The sequence below is a fragment of the Massilia sp. FBCC-B171 genome, assembly GCF_059134155.1.
Map to the genome: position 1 here is coordinate 3,106,976 of NZ_CP101443.1, position 15,943 is coordinate 3,122,918.

At 65.2% G+C, this 15,943-nt stretch carries 14 protein-coding genes; 11 read left to right on the forward strand and 3 right to left on the reverse strand.

Annotated features, from left to right (window positions below):
- Positions 1-50 precede the first annotated feature (50 nt).
- The 11 genes from mfd to NMB41_RS14095 all read left to right on the forward strand — a co-directional run bounded on the left by mfd (position 51) and on the right by NMB41_RS14095 (position 14,001).
- Positions 51-3,497, forward strand: a complete 3,447-nt coding sequence (gene mfd / locus NMB41_RS14045; RefSeq protein ID WP_494378434.1) for a transcription-repair coupling factor — start codon at positions 51-53, stop codon at positions 3,495-3,497.
- A 5-nt stretch (positions 3,498-3,502) separates the two neighbouring features.
- On the forward strand, positions 3,503-4,345 hold the full coding sequence (gene serB / locus NMB41_RS14050) for a phosphoserine phosphatase SerB (protein ID WP_494382842.1): 843 nt from the start codon (positions 3,503-3,505) through the stop codon (positions 4,343-4,345).
- 181 nt (positions 4,346-4,526) lie between these two features.
- Positions 4,527-5,825: an SGNH/GDSL hydrolase family protein gene (locus NMB41_RS14055; RefSeq protein ID WP_494378435.1), complete on the forward strand. Its 1,299-nt coding sequence runs from the start codon at positions 4,527-4,529 to the stop codon at positions 5,823-5,825.
- Between the two features lie 110 nt (positions 5,826-5,935).
- Entirely contained in the window at positions 5,936-6,340 is a 405-nt protein-coding gene (locus tag NMB41_RS14060; RefSeq protein WP_494378436.1) for a hypothetical protein, read from the forward strand.
- A gap of 275 nt (positions 6,341-6,615) precedes the next feature.
- Entirely contained in the window at positions 6,616-7,773 is a 1,158-nt protein-coding gene (locus tag NMB41_RS14065; RefSeq protein ID WP_494378437.1) for an ABC transporter substrate-binding protein, read from the forward strand.
- A 115-nt stretch (positions 7,774-7,888) separates the two neighbouring features.
- The gene (locus tag NMB41_RS14070) at positions 7,889-8,779 is read left to right on the forward strand and encodes a branched-chain amino acid ABC transporter permease (protein WP_494378438.1); all 891 of its coding nucleotides are present in this window, start codon (positions 7,889-7,891) and stop codon (positions 8,777-8,779) included.
- 2 nt (positions 8,780-8,781) lie between these two features.
- Positions 8,782-10,734: a branched-chain amino acid ABC transporter ATP-binding protein/permease gene (locus tag NMB41_RS14075; protein WP_494378439.1), complete on the forward strand. Its 1,953-nt coding sequence runs from the start codon at positions 8,782-8,784 to the stop codon at positions 10,732-10,734.
- Between the two features lie 9 nt (positions 10,735-10,743).
- Entirely contained in the window at positions 10,744-11,472 is a 729-nt protein-coding gene (locus NMB41_RS14080; RefSeq protein ID WP_494378440.1) for an ABC transporter ATP-binding protein, read from the forward strand.
- Between the two features lie 2 nt (positions 11,473-11,474).
- On the forward strand, positions 11,475-12,377 hold the full coding sequence (locus NMB41_RS14085; RefSeq protein WP_494378441.1) for an EamA family transporter: 903 nt from the start codon (positions 11,475-11,477) through the stop codon (positions 12,375-12,377).
- Between the two features lie 46 nt (positions 12,378-12,423).
- Positions 12,424-12,744 (forward strand): hypothetical protein, encoded by a 321-nt coding sequence (locus tag NMB41_RS14090; RefSeq protein ID WP_494378442.1) that lies wholly within the window; start codon positions 12,424-12,426, stop codon positions 12,742-12,744.
- A gap of 210 nt (positions 12,745-12,954) precedes the next feature.
- Entirely contained in the window at positions 12,955-14,001 is a 1,047-nt protein-coding gene (locus NMB41_RS14095) for a PEP-CTERM sorting domain-containing protein (RefSeq protein WP_494378443.1), read from the forward strand.
- Positions 14,002-14,009: 8 nt separating this feature from the next.
- Here NMB41_RS14095 and NMB41_RS14100 read toward each other — a convergent pair whose 3' ends face one another.
- The 3 genes from NMB41_RS14100 to NMB41_RS14110 form a co-directional block, all read right to left on the reverse strand.
- Complete coding sequence (locus tag NMB41_RS14100; protein ID WP_494378444.1) at positions 14,010-14,342, reverse strand: hypothetical protein; 333 nt, start codon at positions 14,340-14,342, stop codon at positions 14,010-14,012.
- 80 nt (positions 14,343-14,422) lie between these two features.
- Positions 14,423-15,163: a Mut7-C RNAse domain-containing protein gene (locus NMB41_RS14105; protein ID WP_494378445.1), complete on the reverse strand. Its 741-nt coding sequence runs from the start codon at positions 15,161-15,163 to the stop codon at positions 14,423-14,425.
- 10 nt (positions 15,164-15,173) lie between these two features.
- On the reverse strand, positions 15,174-15,929 hold the full coding sequence (locus NMB41_RS14110) for a DUF72 domain-containing protein (protein ID WP_494378446.1): 756 nt from the start codon (positions 15,927-15,929) through the stop codon (positions 15,174-15,176).
- Positions 15,930-15,943: the final 14 nt, after the last annotated feature.

The following is a 15,943-nucleotide window of genomic DNA, read 5'->3' on the forward strand; positions in this document are numbered from 1 at the left end:
TTCGTCTATAATCGAGGACCCATCGGCTAGAACCCAAAGCGCACGTCTGCATGCCTTTCGACCTTACCAAGCACCTCCCGAAACCCGGACAGCGTTTCGTCCTGCCTGCCCTGGCAGGTTCGTCCGATGCCTATGCCCTGGCCGTCGCCGGCCTGGCCTTCAAGGCGGAAAAGCGGATCCTGACCGTCATCGTGGCCAACGCCAGCGACGGCCAGCGCCTGCTGGATGAAATCGCCTGGTTCGCCGACGGCAGACTCTCCTGCCATCTGCTGCCGGACTGGGAAACGCTCCCCTACGACGCCTTCTCGCCGCACCAGGACCTGGTGTCCGAACGCCTGGCGACGCTGCACGAAATCCGCAACGGCCAGTGCGACGTGCTGGTGGTCCCGGCTACGACCGCCCTGGTGCGCCTGGCGCCACCATCCTTCCTGGCGGCCTATACCTTCTTCTTCCGCCAGGGCGAAAAGCTCGACGAAGCGCGCCTGAAGGCCCAGCTGACCCTGGCCGGCTATTCGCACGTGTCGCAGGTGATGTCGCCCGGCGAATACTCGGTGCGCGGCGGCTTGATCGACCTGTTCCCGATGGGTTCCGCCCTGCCCTACCGGCTCGATTTGTTCGGCGACGAGATCGAAACCATCCGCACCTTCGACGCCGACACCCAGCGTTCGCTCTATCCGGTGCGCGAGGTGCGCCTCCTGCCGGGCCGCGAATTCCCGATGGACGAGGCGGCGCGCACGCGTTTTCGCAGCCGCTGGCGCGAGCGCTTCGAGGGCGATCCCTCGCGCTCCACGGTCTATAAGGACATCGGCAGCGGCATCGCCTCGGCCGGTATCGAATACTATCTGCCGCTGTTTTTCGACGAGACGTCCACGCTGTTCGACTACCTGCCCGAGGACGGTCCGCTGGCCCTGGTGGGTGACATCGACGGCGCCATTGCGCGCTTCTGGCTTGACACCGAATCGCGCTACCGCTTCCTGAAAAGCGACCGCGATCGCCCGCTGCTCGAGCCGCGCGAACTCTTCCTGTCGAGCGAGCAGTTCTTCACCTGCGCCAAGCCGCACGGGCGCTGGAACATCGCGCGCGACGCCATCACCGTCGCGTCCGAACTCTCCGCGCCGATTCCCGACGTCGCCGTCAACCGCCGCCTGGAAGACCCGCTGGCCCCCTTGCGCGCCTTCATCGCGAAGACCGGCTGCCGCGTCATGATCTGCGCCGAGTCGAACGGCCGGCGCGAGACGCTGCAGCAGTATTTCAACGAATACCAGTTCAACGTGGTGCCGGTCGAAGGTTTCGAGGGCATGCGTACGAGCGACGCAAAACTGGCGCTGGGCGTGGCGCCGCTGCAAAGCGGCTTCGAGCTCTTCGAGGATGCGAGCGGCTGTATCGCCTTCATCACCGAGACCGAGCTGTACGCCGGTTCCGGCCGACGCGCCGGCAGGAAGAAGCAGGAAGCGACCAGCCAGGTCGAGTCGATGGTGCGCGACCTCTCCGAATTGAAAATCGGCGATCCGGTGGTGCACATCAACCATGGCATCGGGCGCTACATGGGCCTCATTTCCATGGACCTGGGCGAAGGCGAAACCGAATTCCTGCACCTCGAATACGCGAAGGACACCAAGCTGTATGTGCCGGTTTCGCAGCTGCACGTCATCTCCCGCTATTCCGGCACTTCGCCCGAGGACGCGCCGCTGCATTCGCTCGGCTCCGGCCAGTGGGACAAGGCCAAGCGCAAAGCGGCCGAACAGGTGCGCGACACGGCGGCAGAGCTGCTGAACCTGTACGCGCGCCGCGCCGCGCGGGTCGGCCACGCCTTCGAATATTCCGCGACCGACTACGAGAACTTCGCCCAGAGCTTCGGCTTCGACGAGACGCCGGACCAGCACGAGGCCATCATCAACGTGATCAAGGACATGACTTCGGGCCGCCCGATGGACCGCCTGGTCTGCGGCGACGTCGGCTTCGGCAAGACCGAAGTGGCCCTGCGCGCGGCCTTTATCGCGGTCATGGGCGGCAAGCAGGTCGCGATCCTGGCGCCGACCACGCTGCTGGCCGAGCAGCATGCGCAGACCTTCGCCGACCGCTTCGCCGACTGGCCGGTGAGAATCGCCGAACTCTCGCGCTTCCGGACCGGCAAGGAGATCAACAACGCGATCAAGGGCATGGCCGACGGCACCCTCGACATCGTGATCGGCACCCATAAACTGCTCTCGCCCGACGTGAAGTTCACGCGCCTGGGCCTGGTCATCATCGACGAAGAGCACCGCTTCGGCGTGCGGCAGAAGGAAGCATTGAAAGCCCTGCGCGCCGAAGTGGACGTGCTCACGCTCACCGCCACGCCGATCCCGCGCACGCTGGGCATGGCGCTGGAAGGCTTGCGCGATTTCTCCATCATCGCCACCGCCCCGCAAAAGCGCCTGGCGATCAAGACTTTCGTGCGCAGCGAAGACGGCTCGGTGATTCGCGAAGCCTGCCTGCGCGAACTGAAACGCGGCGGCCAGATCTACTTCCTGCACAACGAAGTCGAAACCATCGAGAACCGCTACGCGATGCTGCGCGAACTGCTGCCGGAAGCGCGCATCGCGGTCGCCCACGGCCAGATGCACGAGCGCGACCTGGAAAAGGTGATGCGCGATTTCGTGGCCCAGCGCTTCAACATCCTGCTGTGCACGACCATCATCGAGACCGGCATCGACGTGCCGACGGCGAACACGATCATCATGCACCGCGCCGACAAATTCGGCCTGGCCCAGCTGCACCAGCTGCGCGGACGGGTCGGCCGCTCGCACCACCAGGCCTATGCCTATTTGCTGGTGTCGGACGTGCAAACCCTGACCAAGCAGGCGCAGCGCCGGCTCGATGCGATCCAGGCGATGGAAGAACTGGGCAGCGGCTTTTACCTGGCCATGCACGACCTCGAGATCCGCGGCGCCGGCGAAGTGCTGGGCGAGAACCAGTCGGGCGAGATGCTCGAGATCGGATTCCAGCTGTATTCGGACATGTTGAATGAAGCCGTGCGTTCGCTGAAAGCCGGCAAGGAGCCGGACCTGGCGGCGCCCTTGTCGACCACGACCGAAATCAACCTGCACGTGCCGGCCCTGCTGCCGGCCGACTTCTGCGGCGACGTGCACGAGCGCCTGTCGATCTACAAGCGCCTGGCCAACGGCGACAGCCAGGCCAAGATCGACGACATGCAGGAAGAGCTGATCGACCGCTTCGGCAAACTGCCGGAACAGGTGAAGGCCCTGATCGAGACGCACCGCCTGCGCATCGCGGCAAAGACGGTCGGCATCGTCAAGATCGACGCCCACGGCGAGGCTGCCAGCCTGCAGTTCATGGAAAAGCCGCCGATCGATCCGATCAAGATCATCACGCTGATCCAGAAGAACCGCCACATCAAGCTGGCCGGCCAGGACAAGCTGCGCATCACGGCCGCCATGCCGGACCTGGCAAGCCGCGTGCTGCAGGTGAAGCAAACGATCAAACAACTATTGGCATGACGATGATGAATCTGGTGTTGCAGGGACCGAAGGCCGAGGTTTCCACCCTGGAGACGATTGCGGCGCTGGCCAGGCCGGCGCGCACGCTGCGCTTGTCGGCGCATGCGCTGCGCTGCGAAGACGTGGCTGCTGGTTCAGAGGTGGTGGAGGCCGTGCAGGCGGCGGCCCTGGCGGCCCAGGTCGACGCCACCTTCATCGAGGGCGGCCGCACCCTGGCGGACTTTTCCCTGGTGGCGATGGACATGGACTCGACCCTGATCACGATCGAGTGCATCGACGAGATCGCGGACATGCAGGGGCTCAAGGCCGAGGTCTCGGAAATCACGGAAAGCGCGATGCGCGGCGAACTCGATTTCGCAGCCAGCCTGACGCGGCGGGTCGCCTTGCTCAAAGGGCTGGATGCGTCGGCGCTTGAACGCGTGTACGAGGAGCGCCTGCGCCTCTCGCCGGGCGCCGAGACCATGCTGGCGGCGGTCAAGGCGGCCGGCCTGAAGACGCTGCTGGTGTCGGGCGGCTTCACCTTCTTTACCGACCGCCTGAAGACGCGCCTTGGCCTGGACTACACGCACGCGAACCTGCTCGAGGTCGAAGATGGCCGCCTGACGGGGCGCGTGGTGGGCGGCATCGTCGACGCCGAGGAAAAGATGCGCACCGTCGAACGCGTGTGCGCGGAGCTGGGCGTGCCGCCGTCGCGCGCGATCGTCATGGGCGACGGCGCCAACGACCTCAGGATGATGAAAGTGAGCGGGCTGTCGGTGGCCTTCCGCGCCAAGCCGGTGGTGCGCGCGCAAGCCGATGTGGCGCTCAATTTCAGCGGGCTGGACGGGGTGCTGGCGGTGCTGGCCTAGCTGGGTTTTTGTTGAATCAGGCAAAAAATTGCTGAAGTTCAAGCCCTATCTCATCAGGTCCTGCGCCGCCGCAAATCCCCTGTCGTGCCTCCCTTGAGTCGCATGCCCCCCGGACGTTAGATTGGTCTCTGCGACCTGCGCCGCAGTCGCTCCCGCCAACCTGTCCGTCGGAGCAAAGACCATGAAGAACGTTGTGCCTCCCGCGCTTGATGAAACCGGCCCGAACCGGCGCGCCTTTTTGAAAACAGGCCCGCTGGTAGCCGCTACCCTGGCGCTGCCGGCGCTGCCGGCGCACGCACAGACGGGGAGCGGCGTGCGCTGGTGCACTACCTGGGGCGCAGCGCCGGCCGGCCCGCCGCCCGCGGCCAGCATCGTCACCTATTCCAGCCAAACCTTGCGCCTGATCGTGCGCACCAGCATCGGCGGCAACCGGGTGCGCATCCGCATCTCCAACGAAATGGGTTCGGCGCCGCTGCGCATCGGCCGCGCCACCATCGCCCTGCGCTCCAGCGGCGCGGCAGTCCAGCCGGGCACCCTGCGCGAACTGCGCTTTGGCGGCGCGCCTGCGGTCACGATTCGGGCGCGGGCGCCGGCCATCTCCGATGCGCTCGACTTCGTGGTGCCGGCGCAAGCCGACCTCGCCATCAGCCTGTACCTGTACGGCAGTACGCAGGGCACCACCCTGCATAACACCGCGCTCCAGCACAGTTATGTGTCGCCGGGCGGCGACTATACCTCCACCGTTTCGATGCCGGTGACGCGCACGCTCACGTCCTGGCCCTTCCTCACCGCAGTCGACGTCAACGCCGCCGTTCCCAGCCTGGTGGTGCTGGGCGACTCGCTCACGGATGGCCAGGGCAGTACCATCAACGCGAACCGGCGCTGGCCCGATTTCCTGGCGCGGCGCCTGCAGGCCTCGCTGGGGGTGGCAGGGCGCATCGGCGTCGTGAACCGCGGCATCAGCGGCAATTTCCTGCTCTATGACACCCCGAACGGCCTGCTCGCTGGCTACGCCGCGCCGGAGCGCTTCGACCGCGACGTACTGGCAACGAGCGGCGTGCGCTATCTGGTGACGCTCATCGGCATCAACGACGTGCGGGCCAGTTCGATCTCGAACCCGGTCCCTGCGAGCGAACTCATCGCCGGTTACCGCCAGCTGATCATGCGGGCCCAGGCGCGCGACATTACGATCATCGGCGCAACCCTGACGCCTTTCGAAGGTTTTTCGTCCTACAGCCCGGTGCTGGAAAACGTGCGGCGCACGGTGAATGACTGGATGCGCGCGAGCGGGGAATTCGACGCCCTGCTCGATACCGATGCGGCCGTACGCGATCCCTTGCGGCAGACGCGCATCCTGCCCGCTTACGACAGCGGCGACCACCTGCACTTGAACGATGCGGGCTACCAGGCGATCGCGAATGCGGTGCCGCTCGCACCTTTCCTGGCTGGGGCGACTGCGCCGATCGAGCAGACGGCCTGAGACCATGGCGGGCCGCGCATGGCTTGATGCGGCCCGAGGTGTAACAAGCTGTAATTCCACGCGAAAAATGGAGTTCAATTAACTATTATGATGGCATCAGGAGGACCGCCATGCATAAACTCATCGTTGTAATCGCTTCGCTTGCCGCGCTTGCCGGCTGCGCCACGCCGGCGCCTGGCCCTGCCAATTACGGCACCCGCGCCGCTGGCCCGGCCGACCCGAACGGCTGGCAAGTTGTCTCGGTAACCCCGGTTCCGCTCGGCACGGGCGAACGTGCGGGGGACGCCGGCGTCGTCACCAGCTCGAACGTGGTCGTCAATCCGGCACCTAACGTGGCCAGCCGGCCGATCTATGCCCCGGCGCCCGTCTACGGCGCTCCGGTGTACGTGGCGCCGCCCGTGTATGTCCAGGAACCGTACTGGTATCCGCCGGTGTCGATCGGGCTGGGTTTCAGCTTCGGAAAAAGCTGGGGTGGCCACCACCATCACCGTGGTGGGGGCTATCGCCGTCGTTGACACGATAGCAGCGCTGCCGCGCTGCCGCAAAAACGCACCAAAACAGGGAGGCCGCACAATCGTGCGGCCTCTTTGATTTTGCGGCTTTATACGCCCTATTTCTTACCGTTTTCTTACGTTCGCACAGCTGTTGCACATGGTGCAATGCGTCATAGCAATCGTTTGCTGTCGATCAATTGCTAATCTACAATCGGTCGGTCGATGTCACCCTCGCGGCATATTTTTGCCGGCGGTGCAACGTACGGTACGACCAAAAACACACTACGGAGACGGCAATGAATTTCAAGTTGAAGGCATTGGTTGCAGGGGTAGCACTGGGTTTTTCGATGTCCGGCATGGCGCAGGAGCCAATCAAGATCGGCGTGTCCGGCCCGTTCACGGGCGGTTCGGCCCCGATGGGCGTGTCGATGCGTGACGGCGTCAAGCTGGCCGTGAACGAGATCAATGCCGCCGGCGGCGTCCTTGGCCGCAAGATTCAGCTGATCGAGCGCGACGACGAAGCGAAGAACGAACGCGGCGTGCAGATCGCCCAGGAGCTGATCAACAAGGAACGCGTCGTCGCCACCGTCGGCTATATCAACACCGGCGTGGCGCAAGCCTCGCAGCGCTTCTACCAGCAGGCGCAGATCCCGGTGATTAACAACGTGGCCACCGGCTCGATCATCACCCAGCAGTTCGCCTCGCAGCCGACCAACTTCGTGTTCCGTACCTCGGCCAGCGACGCGATCCAGTCGCAGATGATCGTCGACGAAGCCATCACCCGCCGCGGCTTCAAGAAGGTCGCGATCCTGGCCGACTCGACCAACTACGGCCAGCTGGGCCGCGCCGACCTCGAGAAAGCGCTCGAGAAGAAAGGCATCACGCCGGTCGTCGTCGAGAAATACAACCTGCAAGACGTCGACATGACCTCGCAGCTGCTCAAAGCCAAGCAGGCCGGCGCCGAAGCGGTGCTCACCTACGGCATCGGCCCTGAGCTGGCCCAGATCGCCAACGGCATGGAAAAGCTGGGCTGGAAAGTGCCGATGGTCGGCAGCTGGACGCTCTCGATGGCGAACTTCGTCGACAACGCCGGCAAGAACGGCGAAGGCACGCGCATGCCGCAGACCTTCATCCAGGAAGCGACCACGCCGAAACGCAAGGCCTTCATCGACGCTTACGTGAAAGCCTACAACCCACCTGGCGGGCGCATGCCGTCGGCCGTGTCGGCAGCCCAGGGCTACGACTCGATCTACCTGCTGGCCGCAGCCATGAAACAGGCCAATTCGACCGAAGGCCCGAAGATCGTCGCCGCACTCGAAAACCTGAACACCAAGGTTGAAGGCGTCGTCACCACCTACGACAAGCCGTACACCAAGACCGACCACGAAGCGATCAACTTCAACAATACCGTGTTCGGCGAAGTGCGCGGCGGCCGTGTGGTGCACGCCAAGTAAGGCAGCGTGTAGTTAGCATCGCTGCTCGTGGCCAGTCGGGATCATCCAGGCTGGCCATTTTCTTGTTGACCGGCGGCGCCGGCGTCATGCCCGCGCGCCTCCTAAGGTGAAATTCATGGATATCCTTCTCCAGCTAGTCTTCAGCGGTATCGCGCTCGGCATGATCTATGCCGTCGTCGCGTTCGGCTACCAACTTACCTTTGCCACTTCCGGCACCCTTAATTTCGGCCAGGGCGAAGCGCTCATGCTCGGCGCCCTGGTCGGCCTTTCTTTTGTGGGCGGCGTCCATGGCGGCCCGTACATGAGCTACTGGATCATGCTCCCGCTGGTCATCATGTTCGGCGCCCTGCAAGGCATGTTCGTCGAATGGATCGGCGTGCGTCCGGCCATCAAGATCAAGTCCGAATTCGGCTGGATCATGTCGACCATCGCGCTGGCCATCATCTTCAAGAACGTCGCCGAAAACATCTGGGGCAAGGACGTCCTGCCCTTCCCTTCGCCGCTGTCCTCGACGCCCTTCCAGTTCATGGGCGCGAACGTGCAGCCGATGCAGGTGGCCGTCATCATCGGCGCGCTGGCCATCATGCTCGCGGTCGAAGTCTTCAACCGCAAGTCGATCTACGGCAAGGCCGTAGTGGCCACCTCGAACGACCGCGACGCGGCCGGCCTGATGGGCATTAACACGGGCCGCGTGATCACCTTCTCGTATGCGCTGTCCTCGGCCACGGCCGCCTTTGCGGGCGCGCTGATCGCGCCGCTGACGCTGACCAGCGCCACCATGGGCGCTTCGCTCGGCCTGAAAGCGTTCGCCGTGGCGATCATCGGCGGTTTGACCAGCGGCGTGGGCGCGATTGTCGGCGGCCTGATCCTGGGTATCGCGGAAGTGGCGACCGGCTACTACATTTCGACCGGCTACAAGGAAGTGCCGGGCCTGATCCTGCTGCTGCTGGTGCTGGCGATCAAGCCGTCCGGCCTGTTCGGCAAAGCCGCCATCAAGAAAGTCTGACCATGAAGAACAACAAGCTACTCCTCGCCGGCAGCGTGCTGGGACTGATCGTGCTGGCGATCTTCCCGCTCGCCTTCACCAATCCCTATTACATCCACCTGGCCGAAACCATCCTGATCTACGCGATCCTGCTGTTTGGCCTGGACATCGTGGTCGGCTACACCGGCCAGGTCTCGCTCGGCCACGCCGGCCTGTTCGGTATCGGTTCCTATGTCACGGGCGTGCTCGTGATGAAGCTGGGCGCGCCCTGGTTCCTCGCGGTGCCGGCCAGTATCGCCATTACCGCGGCCTTCGGCGCCATCCTGGCGCTGCCGGCGCTACGCGTGACCGGTCCTTACCTGGCGATGGTCACCCTGGCCTTCGGCACCATCGCCCAGATCATGATCAACGAGATGACCTTCCTCACCGAAGGCCCGATGGGCATCACGGTGCCGAAGCCGCACGTGCTGGGCAAGGAGCTGACAGAGACCCAGTACTACTACATGGTCGCCGTCTTCATGCTGCTGTCCCTGGTGCTGGTGCACCGCCTGCTGAAATCGAACATCGGGCGCGCTTTCGAGGCGCTGCGCGACAGCCCGATCGCGTCCGACTGCATGGGCGTGTCGGTCTACCGCTACAAGGTGTATGCCTTCGTGATCAGCGCCGGCTTCGCTGGCCTGGCCGGCAGCCTGTACGCGTATTCGGAACAGTACATCTCGCCGAACACCTACAACTTCGAGCTGACCATCCTGTTCCTGCTGGCCGTGATCATGGGCGGGCGCAAGACCCGCAGCGGCGCCATCCTGGGTGCGATCATCGTCGTCATGCTGCCTAGCCTGCTGTCGGACATCGCCCTGTTCCGCAAGATCGCGGTGGCTGCCGCCATCCTCGGCGTGATCTTCTCGGCGCTCGCGCTGGCGAAGAAAACCTCCACGCCGCGCAAGGTGCTGGTGCCGGTGGTGGCGACGATTGGCCTGGCGATCTGGTCGTACCGGATCGAGAACATGGTCGACTGGCGCCTGACCATCTTCGGCCTGATGACCCTGTTCGTCGTCTACTACCTGCAGGACGGTATCGTCGGCTTCTTCCGCCAGTTGCTGGGCCGTCGCACGGCGCACGTACGCGCGGTCGGGCTGGACGCGGCGGCCGATCCCTTCGAGGGCGTGGCCAAGGGCCAGGCGGGCGGCGACCTGCTGCGCGCCGAGCAGATCCTGATGCAGTTCGGCGGCCTGAAGGCGCTGAACCTGGTCGACCTGCGCGTGGCGCGCGGCTCGGTGCACGGCCTGATCGGCCCGAACGGCTCGGGCAAGAGCACGATGATGAACGTCCTGACCGGCATCTACAAGCCGACCGCGGGCGGCGTCGTCTTCGCCGGCCAGCCGATCACGGGACGCACGCCGTCCCAGATCGCGCTCGGCGGCGTGGCGCGCACCTTCCAGAACGTGCAGCTGTTCGGCGAGATGACGGCCACCGAAAACGTGCTGGTCGGCCTGCATCACACCTTCCGCTCGACCGTGTTCGACGCGATGATCTCGTCGCCACGCCAGCGCCGCGAGGAAGCAGCGGCCCGCAAGCGCGCCGCCGCCATCCTCGACTTCGTCGGCCTGTCGGACCTGGCGAACGAGGAGGCGCGCAACCTCCCCTACGGCAAGCAGCGCCTGCTGGAAATCGGCCGCGCGCTGGGATTGAACCCGCAGCTGCTGCTGCTCGACGAACCGGCCGCGGGCCTTACGGCCCCGGACATCCGCGAGCTGATGGCGATCATCCGCAAGATCCGCGACCACGGCATTACCATCATCCTGATCGAGCACCACATGGACGTCGTGATGTCGATTTCGGACACGGTGACCGTGCTCGACTTCGGCCAGAAGATCGCCGAAGGCAATCCATCGGCGGTGCAGGCCGACCCGAAAGTCATCGAGGCTTACCTGGGCGGCAGCAGCGAAGCGACTGCCCCTGCCCCGGCCGCGGTTTAAGGAGAACACATGCTCAATATTCAAAACCTCGAAGCGGCCTACGGCAAGGTGCAGGTCCTGCACGGCATTTCGCTGGAAGTCCCGCAGGGCAAACTGGTCACCCTGATCGGTTCGAACGGCGCCGGCAAGACCACCACCATGCGCGCCATCTCGGGCATGATCAAGCCGACTGCCGGCTCGATCAGCCTGGGCGGCAAAGACATCACCGGCATGGACTCGCACCACATCGCGCGCGCGGGACTGGCCCACTCGCCGGAAGGCCGGCGCGTGTTCGCCACGATGAGCGTGACGGACAACCTGCTGCTGGGCGCCTTCCCGCGCTTTACCCGGGCGCGGCCGAAAGGCGACGTCCAGCGCGACCTGGAAAAGGCGATGGAGCTGTTCCCGCGCCTGAAGGAGCGCCGGACCCAGCTTGCCGGTACTTTGTCCGGCGGCGAGCAGCAGATGCTGGCCATGGCGCGCGCCGTCATGCTCAACCCGGACGTGGTGCTGCTCGACGAACCCTCGATGGGCCTGGCGCCGATCCTGGTCGAAGAAGTCTTCCGCATCATCACGCGCCTGAAAAGCGAAGGCGTGACGATGCTGCTGGTCGAGCAGTTCGCGGCCGCCGCCCTGAACGTGGCCGACTACGGCTATGTGCTGGAAAACGGCCGCATCTCGGTGCACGGTCCCGCCGAGAGCCTCAAGAACGACCCGAAAGTCGTGGCTGCTTACCTCGGCGGCGGACACGCTCACTGAAGATGAGCCAGAGCAGCGCACTCGAGGGGCGCGACTACGCCGCCGCCCTGTGCGTCGTGCTGGTCTGGGGCACCAACTTCGTGGCCATGAAACTGGGCCTGCGCGAAGTGACGCCCTTCCAGCTCGGCGCCGGGCGCTACCTGTTCGCGCTCCTGCCGCTGCTCCTGTTCGTCCGTCCGCCGAAGTTGGCGCCGCGCTGGGTCATCCTGTACGGGTTGTTCCAGGGCGTCGGCCAGTTCGGCCTGCTGTTCCTGGCGCTCAGGGAAGGCATGTCGGCCTCGCTGGCGCCGGTCATGCTGCAGATGCAGGTGTTTTTCACGGCCTTGTTCGCGTGGCTGATCCTCAAGGAAAAGGTGGGACGAAGACTAAAAGGTGCAATGGGCATCGCCGCGCTGGGCCTGGCCTGCCTGTGCGTCGATGCGCTCGGGCGCGGTTCTTCCGTCACGCTGGCCGGTTTCATGCTCAGCGTCGCGTCCGCCGCGATGTGGGCCGCCTCGAACATCGTGGTGCGCATCGCCCAGCGCAGCGCGCCGCAGTTCGAGGTGCTGCCCTTCATGGTCTGGAGCAGCATGGTGCCGATCCTGCCCTTCATCCTGCTCTCGCTCGCCTTCGATCCGCCCTCGACCCATTGGGACTGGCGCGCCATCTCCGGCACCGCCTGGGCCTCGATGGCCTATCTCGGCTGGTTCGCCACCATCCTCGGCTATGCGATGTGGACCGGCCTGCTGACGCGCCATCCGGCCAACCGCGTGGCGCCCTTCAGCCTGGCCGTGCCGCCGGTCGGCATTGCGGCAGGCATGCTGGTGCTGGGCGAAGGCGTCACGCCCTGGCAATGGGCCGGGATCGTGCTGGTCGTGGCTTCGCTGGCGCTGGTCATCATCAAGCCGCCGGTCCGCACTGGTTGAGCCAAGGCAGCGCCGCTATAATGTGCTTTTGACAGCACGCCACCTTATGGACACCTCCAAACTTTCACGCTACACCGGCTCCCGCATTTTCTGGTTCCTGTTCGGGATGACGCTCGGCTGCATGGGCGTGTGGAGCGGGCTGAAACAGGGAATCATCGGCGAGATGCTGATCGGCCTGGGCCTGATCATGCTCGGCATCCAGGGCTTTCTGCGCCCGGTCGTCCTGAGCCGGGTCGCGAAAATGAGCAAGGAAGAGATGACGCGCGAGGTCTCGATCGGTTCGGACGCGCTGCACGGCGCCCTGTCGCTGGCAATGGCAGGCTTGCTCATTACCGGCTTCGTATTGAAATACCTGATGAAAGTCTGAAGCCGCATTGGCAGCCGAGGGCAGGAATGCCCAAGCTGACTTCCCCGGGTTCAATTGTTATTTCCTGTCGTTAATTTTTCCCTTCCGACGTCGTTTTTTCCCCACGGCACCTTACGCTTAACGCGTATAAATATCGATTTTGCCGATTGGATATGGATTAACTTTCGGTCGTGCCGTACCCTGTAGGACAGATCCTACTTGAGACTGCACATGGACCGTTACTACCCGTCTGCCCTGCGCATCAGGCAACGCATCCAATTTCGACAACGCGTCCTGGCGGGCGCTTGCGCCGGCGTTGCCGTCTGTGCGATGGCCTTCGGCGTCGGCCCGGACAGCGCTCCCGCCGGCGCCTCCTTGCCGGCGCTGGAGATGCCCGCTGCCCTCAAGGTGGCCGTGCCGGGCGCCGAAACCACGCCGCCGGTGCGCCGCGTCTATCGCTACTCCGTCGTCCCGGGCGGCGCCGCGAACCAGGCGGAGCTGGCCCAGGTCATCCGCACCGACAAGGTGGTCGCTGCGCACTATGCCGGCTTCGACGTGGACCAGGCGCGCCCCGTCACGGTCGCCGCGCCACGCGCCGTGTACGTCTCCTATCGCAAGGGCGACAAGATCTACTGGACGTCCAGGAAGGTCATGCTGCAGGCGGGCGAAACCCTGCTCACCGATGGCCAGAACGAGATGCGCGCACGCTGCGCGAACCGCATTTCCGAGTCGCCGCGCCTGCCGGTCGAGGCGCACGGCCCGCGTCTCGAGGCGCTCGACGCGTTCGAGGGCGAAACCGAAGGCGACATCATCTTTGTCAGCGCCCCGGACCTGGACGACGGCGACTTGCCGGACTTGGCCGGGCAATCGTTCCAGCCGGTCTGGCATGGGGCGACCCCGGCCCCGGCCGGCACGCCGGCACGCACCCGGACGCCATTGCAGAGCGAGCCTCTGCCAGGCCTGCCCTGGCCGCGCACGCACTGGTTCGGCAACCCGGACGCGCCCATCCTTGCCACCCTTTCGCCGCCGCCGCAATCGGGCGCCTTCCCGGTCGATCCGCTCCCGAACGTGGATGCGCAAGATCCGGTCGACCGCACGCCCCCGCCCGGCGCGCCCGATCTCGCCCCCTTCATCCCCGGCTTCAACCCGGGGCAGCCGGCAACGCCATCGAACCCGACCCTGGACTTGCCGCACCCGTCCGATGTGCCGGAACCGGCGACCCCATGGCTGCTCGCATCGGCGCTGGTGCTGATGCGCGCGCTGCGCAGGCGGCGCTGACGGCGCCTTCAGTCGCTGCCGAACAGGTTGCCGGCGTCCAGGATCGCATACGCGATTTCGGGCTTTTCCTGCAGGCGCTTGCGCACCGCGGCCGGCACCGACTGGCGCACCTTCTTGCACAGCCCCGGTTTTTCCTCGAGCACGATGAGGATGCCGCGCAGTGTGCGCACCTCGTTCGGCCCCGGCGCGATGCGCAGCTCGGCGCCGATATTTTTCCGGATGAGTTCCTGCACATGGCGCAGGTCGGCATAGCTCTCGATGCGCTCGATGCGTTCGATGAGCTTTTGTTCCTGCTTGCGGTCGATCGCGAGCGGGCGCACGTCGGCATCCGGCTCGGACATCAAGCGCTCGCGCTCGCAGACACAGGCGCCGGGCGGGCACCCGGTGCGGACCGGAAACTGCAGCAGTGGCAAGGAGACGTTCACGCGTGATCGCTCGCGGATTGGAATGTCGACGATTCTAGCCCAATCGCGCCGTCCAGCATCGCCAGCATGCGCTTGTGGTGCGAGCCCTGCCAATACACGCGGGCGCAGGCCTCGCAGGTCGTGAACGATTCGTGCTGCGCGCGCACCGATTCGGGCAGGCGATCGAGCACCTCCTGCTTAGCCACCGGCCGCAGCGGCAGGTTGCAGTGAAGGCAGAGCGTGAAGGGGCGGGCCAGCGGCGCCAGCGTCAAGCGCGCGAACAGTTCGCGCAGCTGCGCTTCGGGGCGGATCGTGTGCAGGTAGCAGCCGCGCTCCACCTCGCGCCGCTTGAGCAGTTCGCGGTCGCGCGTGAGCGCCAATCGCGCATCAAGCGCGCTGATGGCGGCGATTTCCTCGTCCTGGTACGCATTGTCATACAGGGTGTCGAAGCCGGCCATGCGCAGCAGGCGCGCCAGTCCGCCCAGGTGGGCGTCGGCGATGAAGCGGATGCCGGCACCGGCGTTTTCGCGCTGCGGATGGACGACTACCTCGTCGCCCTCTTCCAGCGGCCGGTCCAGTCCTGCGGGCAGGCCGTTCACGATGAGCGTCCCGGCTTCGGTATGCGGTACGCCCAGCGCCTCGATCATGTGCTTGGTGGTGGCAGCACGCGCGCAAGCTGCATGGAACGCGCGCTCGCGCCGCTCGCGCGGCAGGAAGTCGTTCAGTTCCTCGTAAAACCGGAAGGTCGCCGTCACCATGGCGCGGAGCTCACCTGCTCGCCGGGGCACCGAGCTTACGCAGCACGTCAAGCGCGTTCGGCATCGCTTCGCCCGCCGCCGTGTTATCGAAGATGCACCAGACCTGGCGCCCGGCCGCGCTGTGCACGCTCAGGTCGGCGGCCAGTGCATCGAGGTAGTCCTGCGAGTACGCCGAATAATAGATGCGCGGCGCGCCATGCAGGCGCACATACAGGTCGTTCGTGGTCGGCACGTGCGGCCCCGGCTGGCCGGCGGCCGGATCGGCGATCACGCGCGTCACTTTCCGTTCGCGCAGCACCTCGGTGGCGTTGTCGCTGAACCAGCTCGGATGCCGCCCTTCGCAGGCGATCATGCACCCAAAAGTGTCTTCCAGTTTCAGGAAGAAGTCGCGCGCGATCTCGTCGTGAAAGCCGAGCTTGGGCGGGTATTGCACCAGCAGGCAGCCGAGCTTGTCCTTCAGTTCGCCGACTTCGCCGGCGAAACGCGCCAACAGCGCGTCGATGTCGCGCATCTGCGCGTCATGCGTAATCGAGCGCGGCACCTTGACGGAAAAGCGGAAATCGCTCGGGACGCTCTCGGCCCAGCGCGCCCAGGTCTGGGGCCGGTGCGGCTTATAGAAGGATGTATTGATCTCCACCACGGGCAGCACGGCGGCGTAGCGCTCGAGGTGGCTGCCCGCCGCGGGAAAGTCCGCGGCCGCTTCCTTTGGAATAGTCCAGCCGGCACAACCGATCAGGGGCGTGGCGGCATTGCTCTGTTTAGTCATTGACGATATTGCAA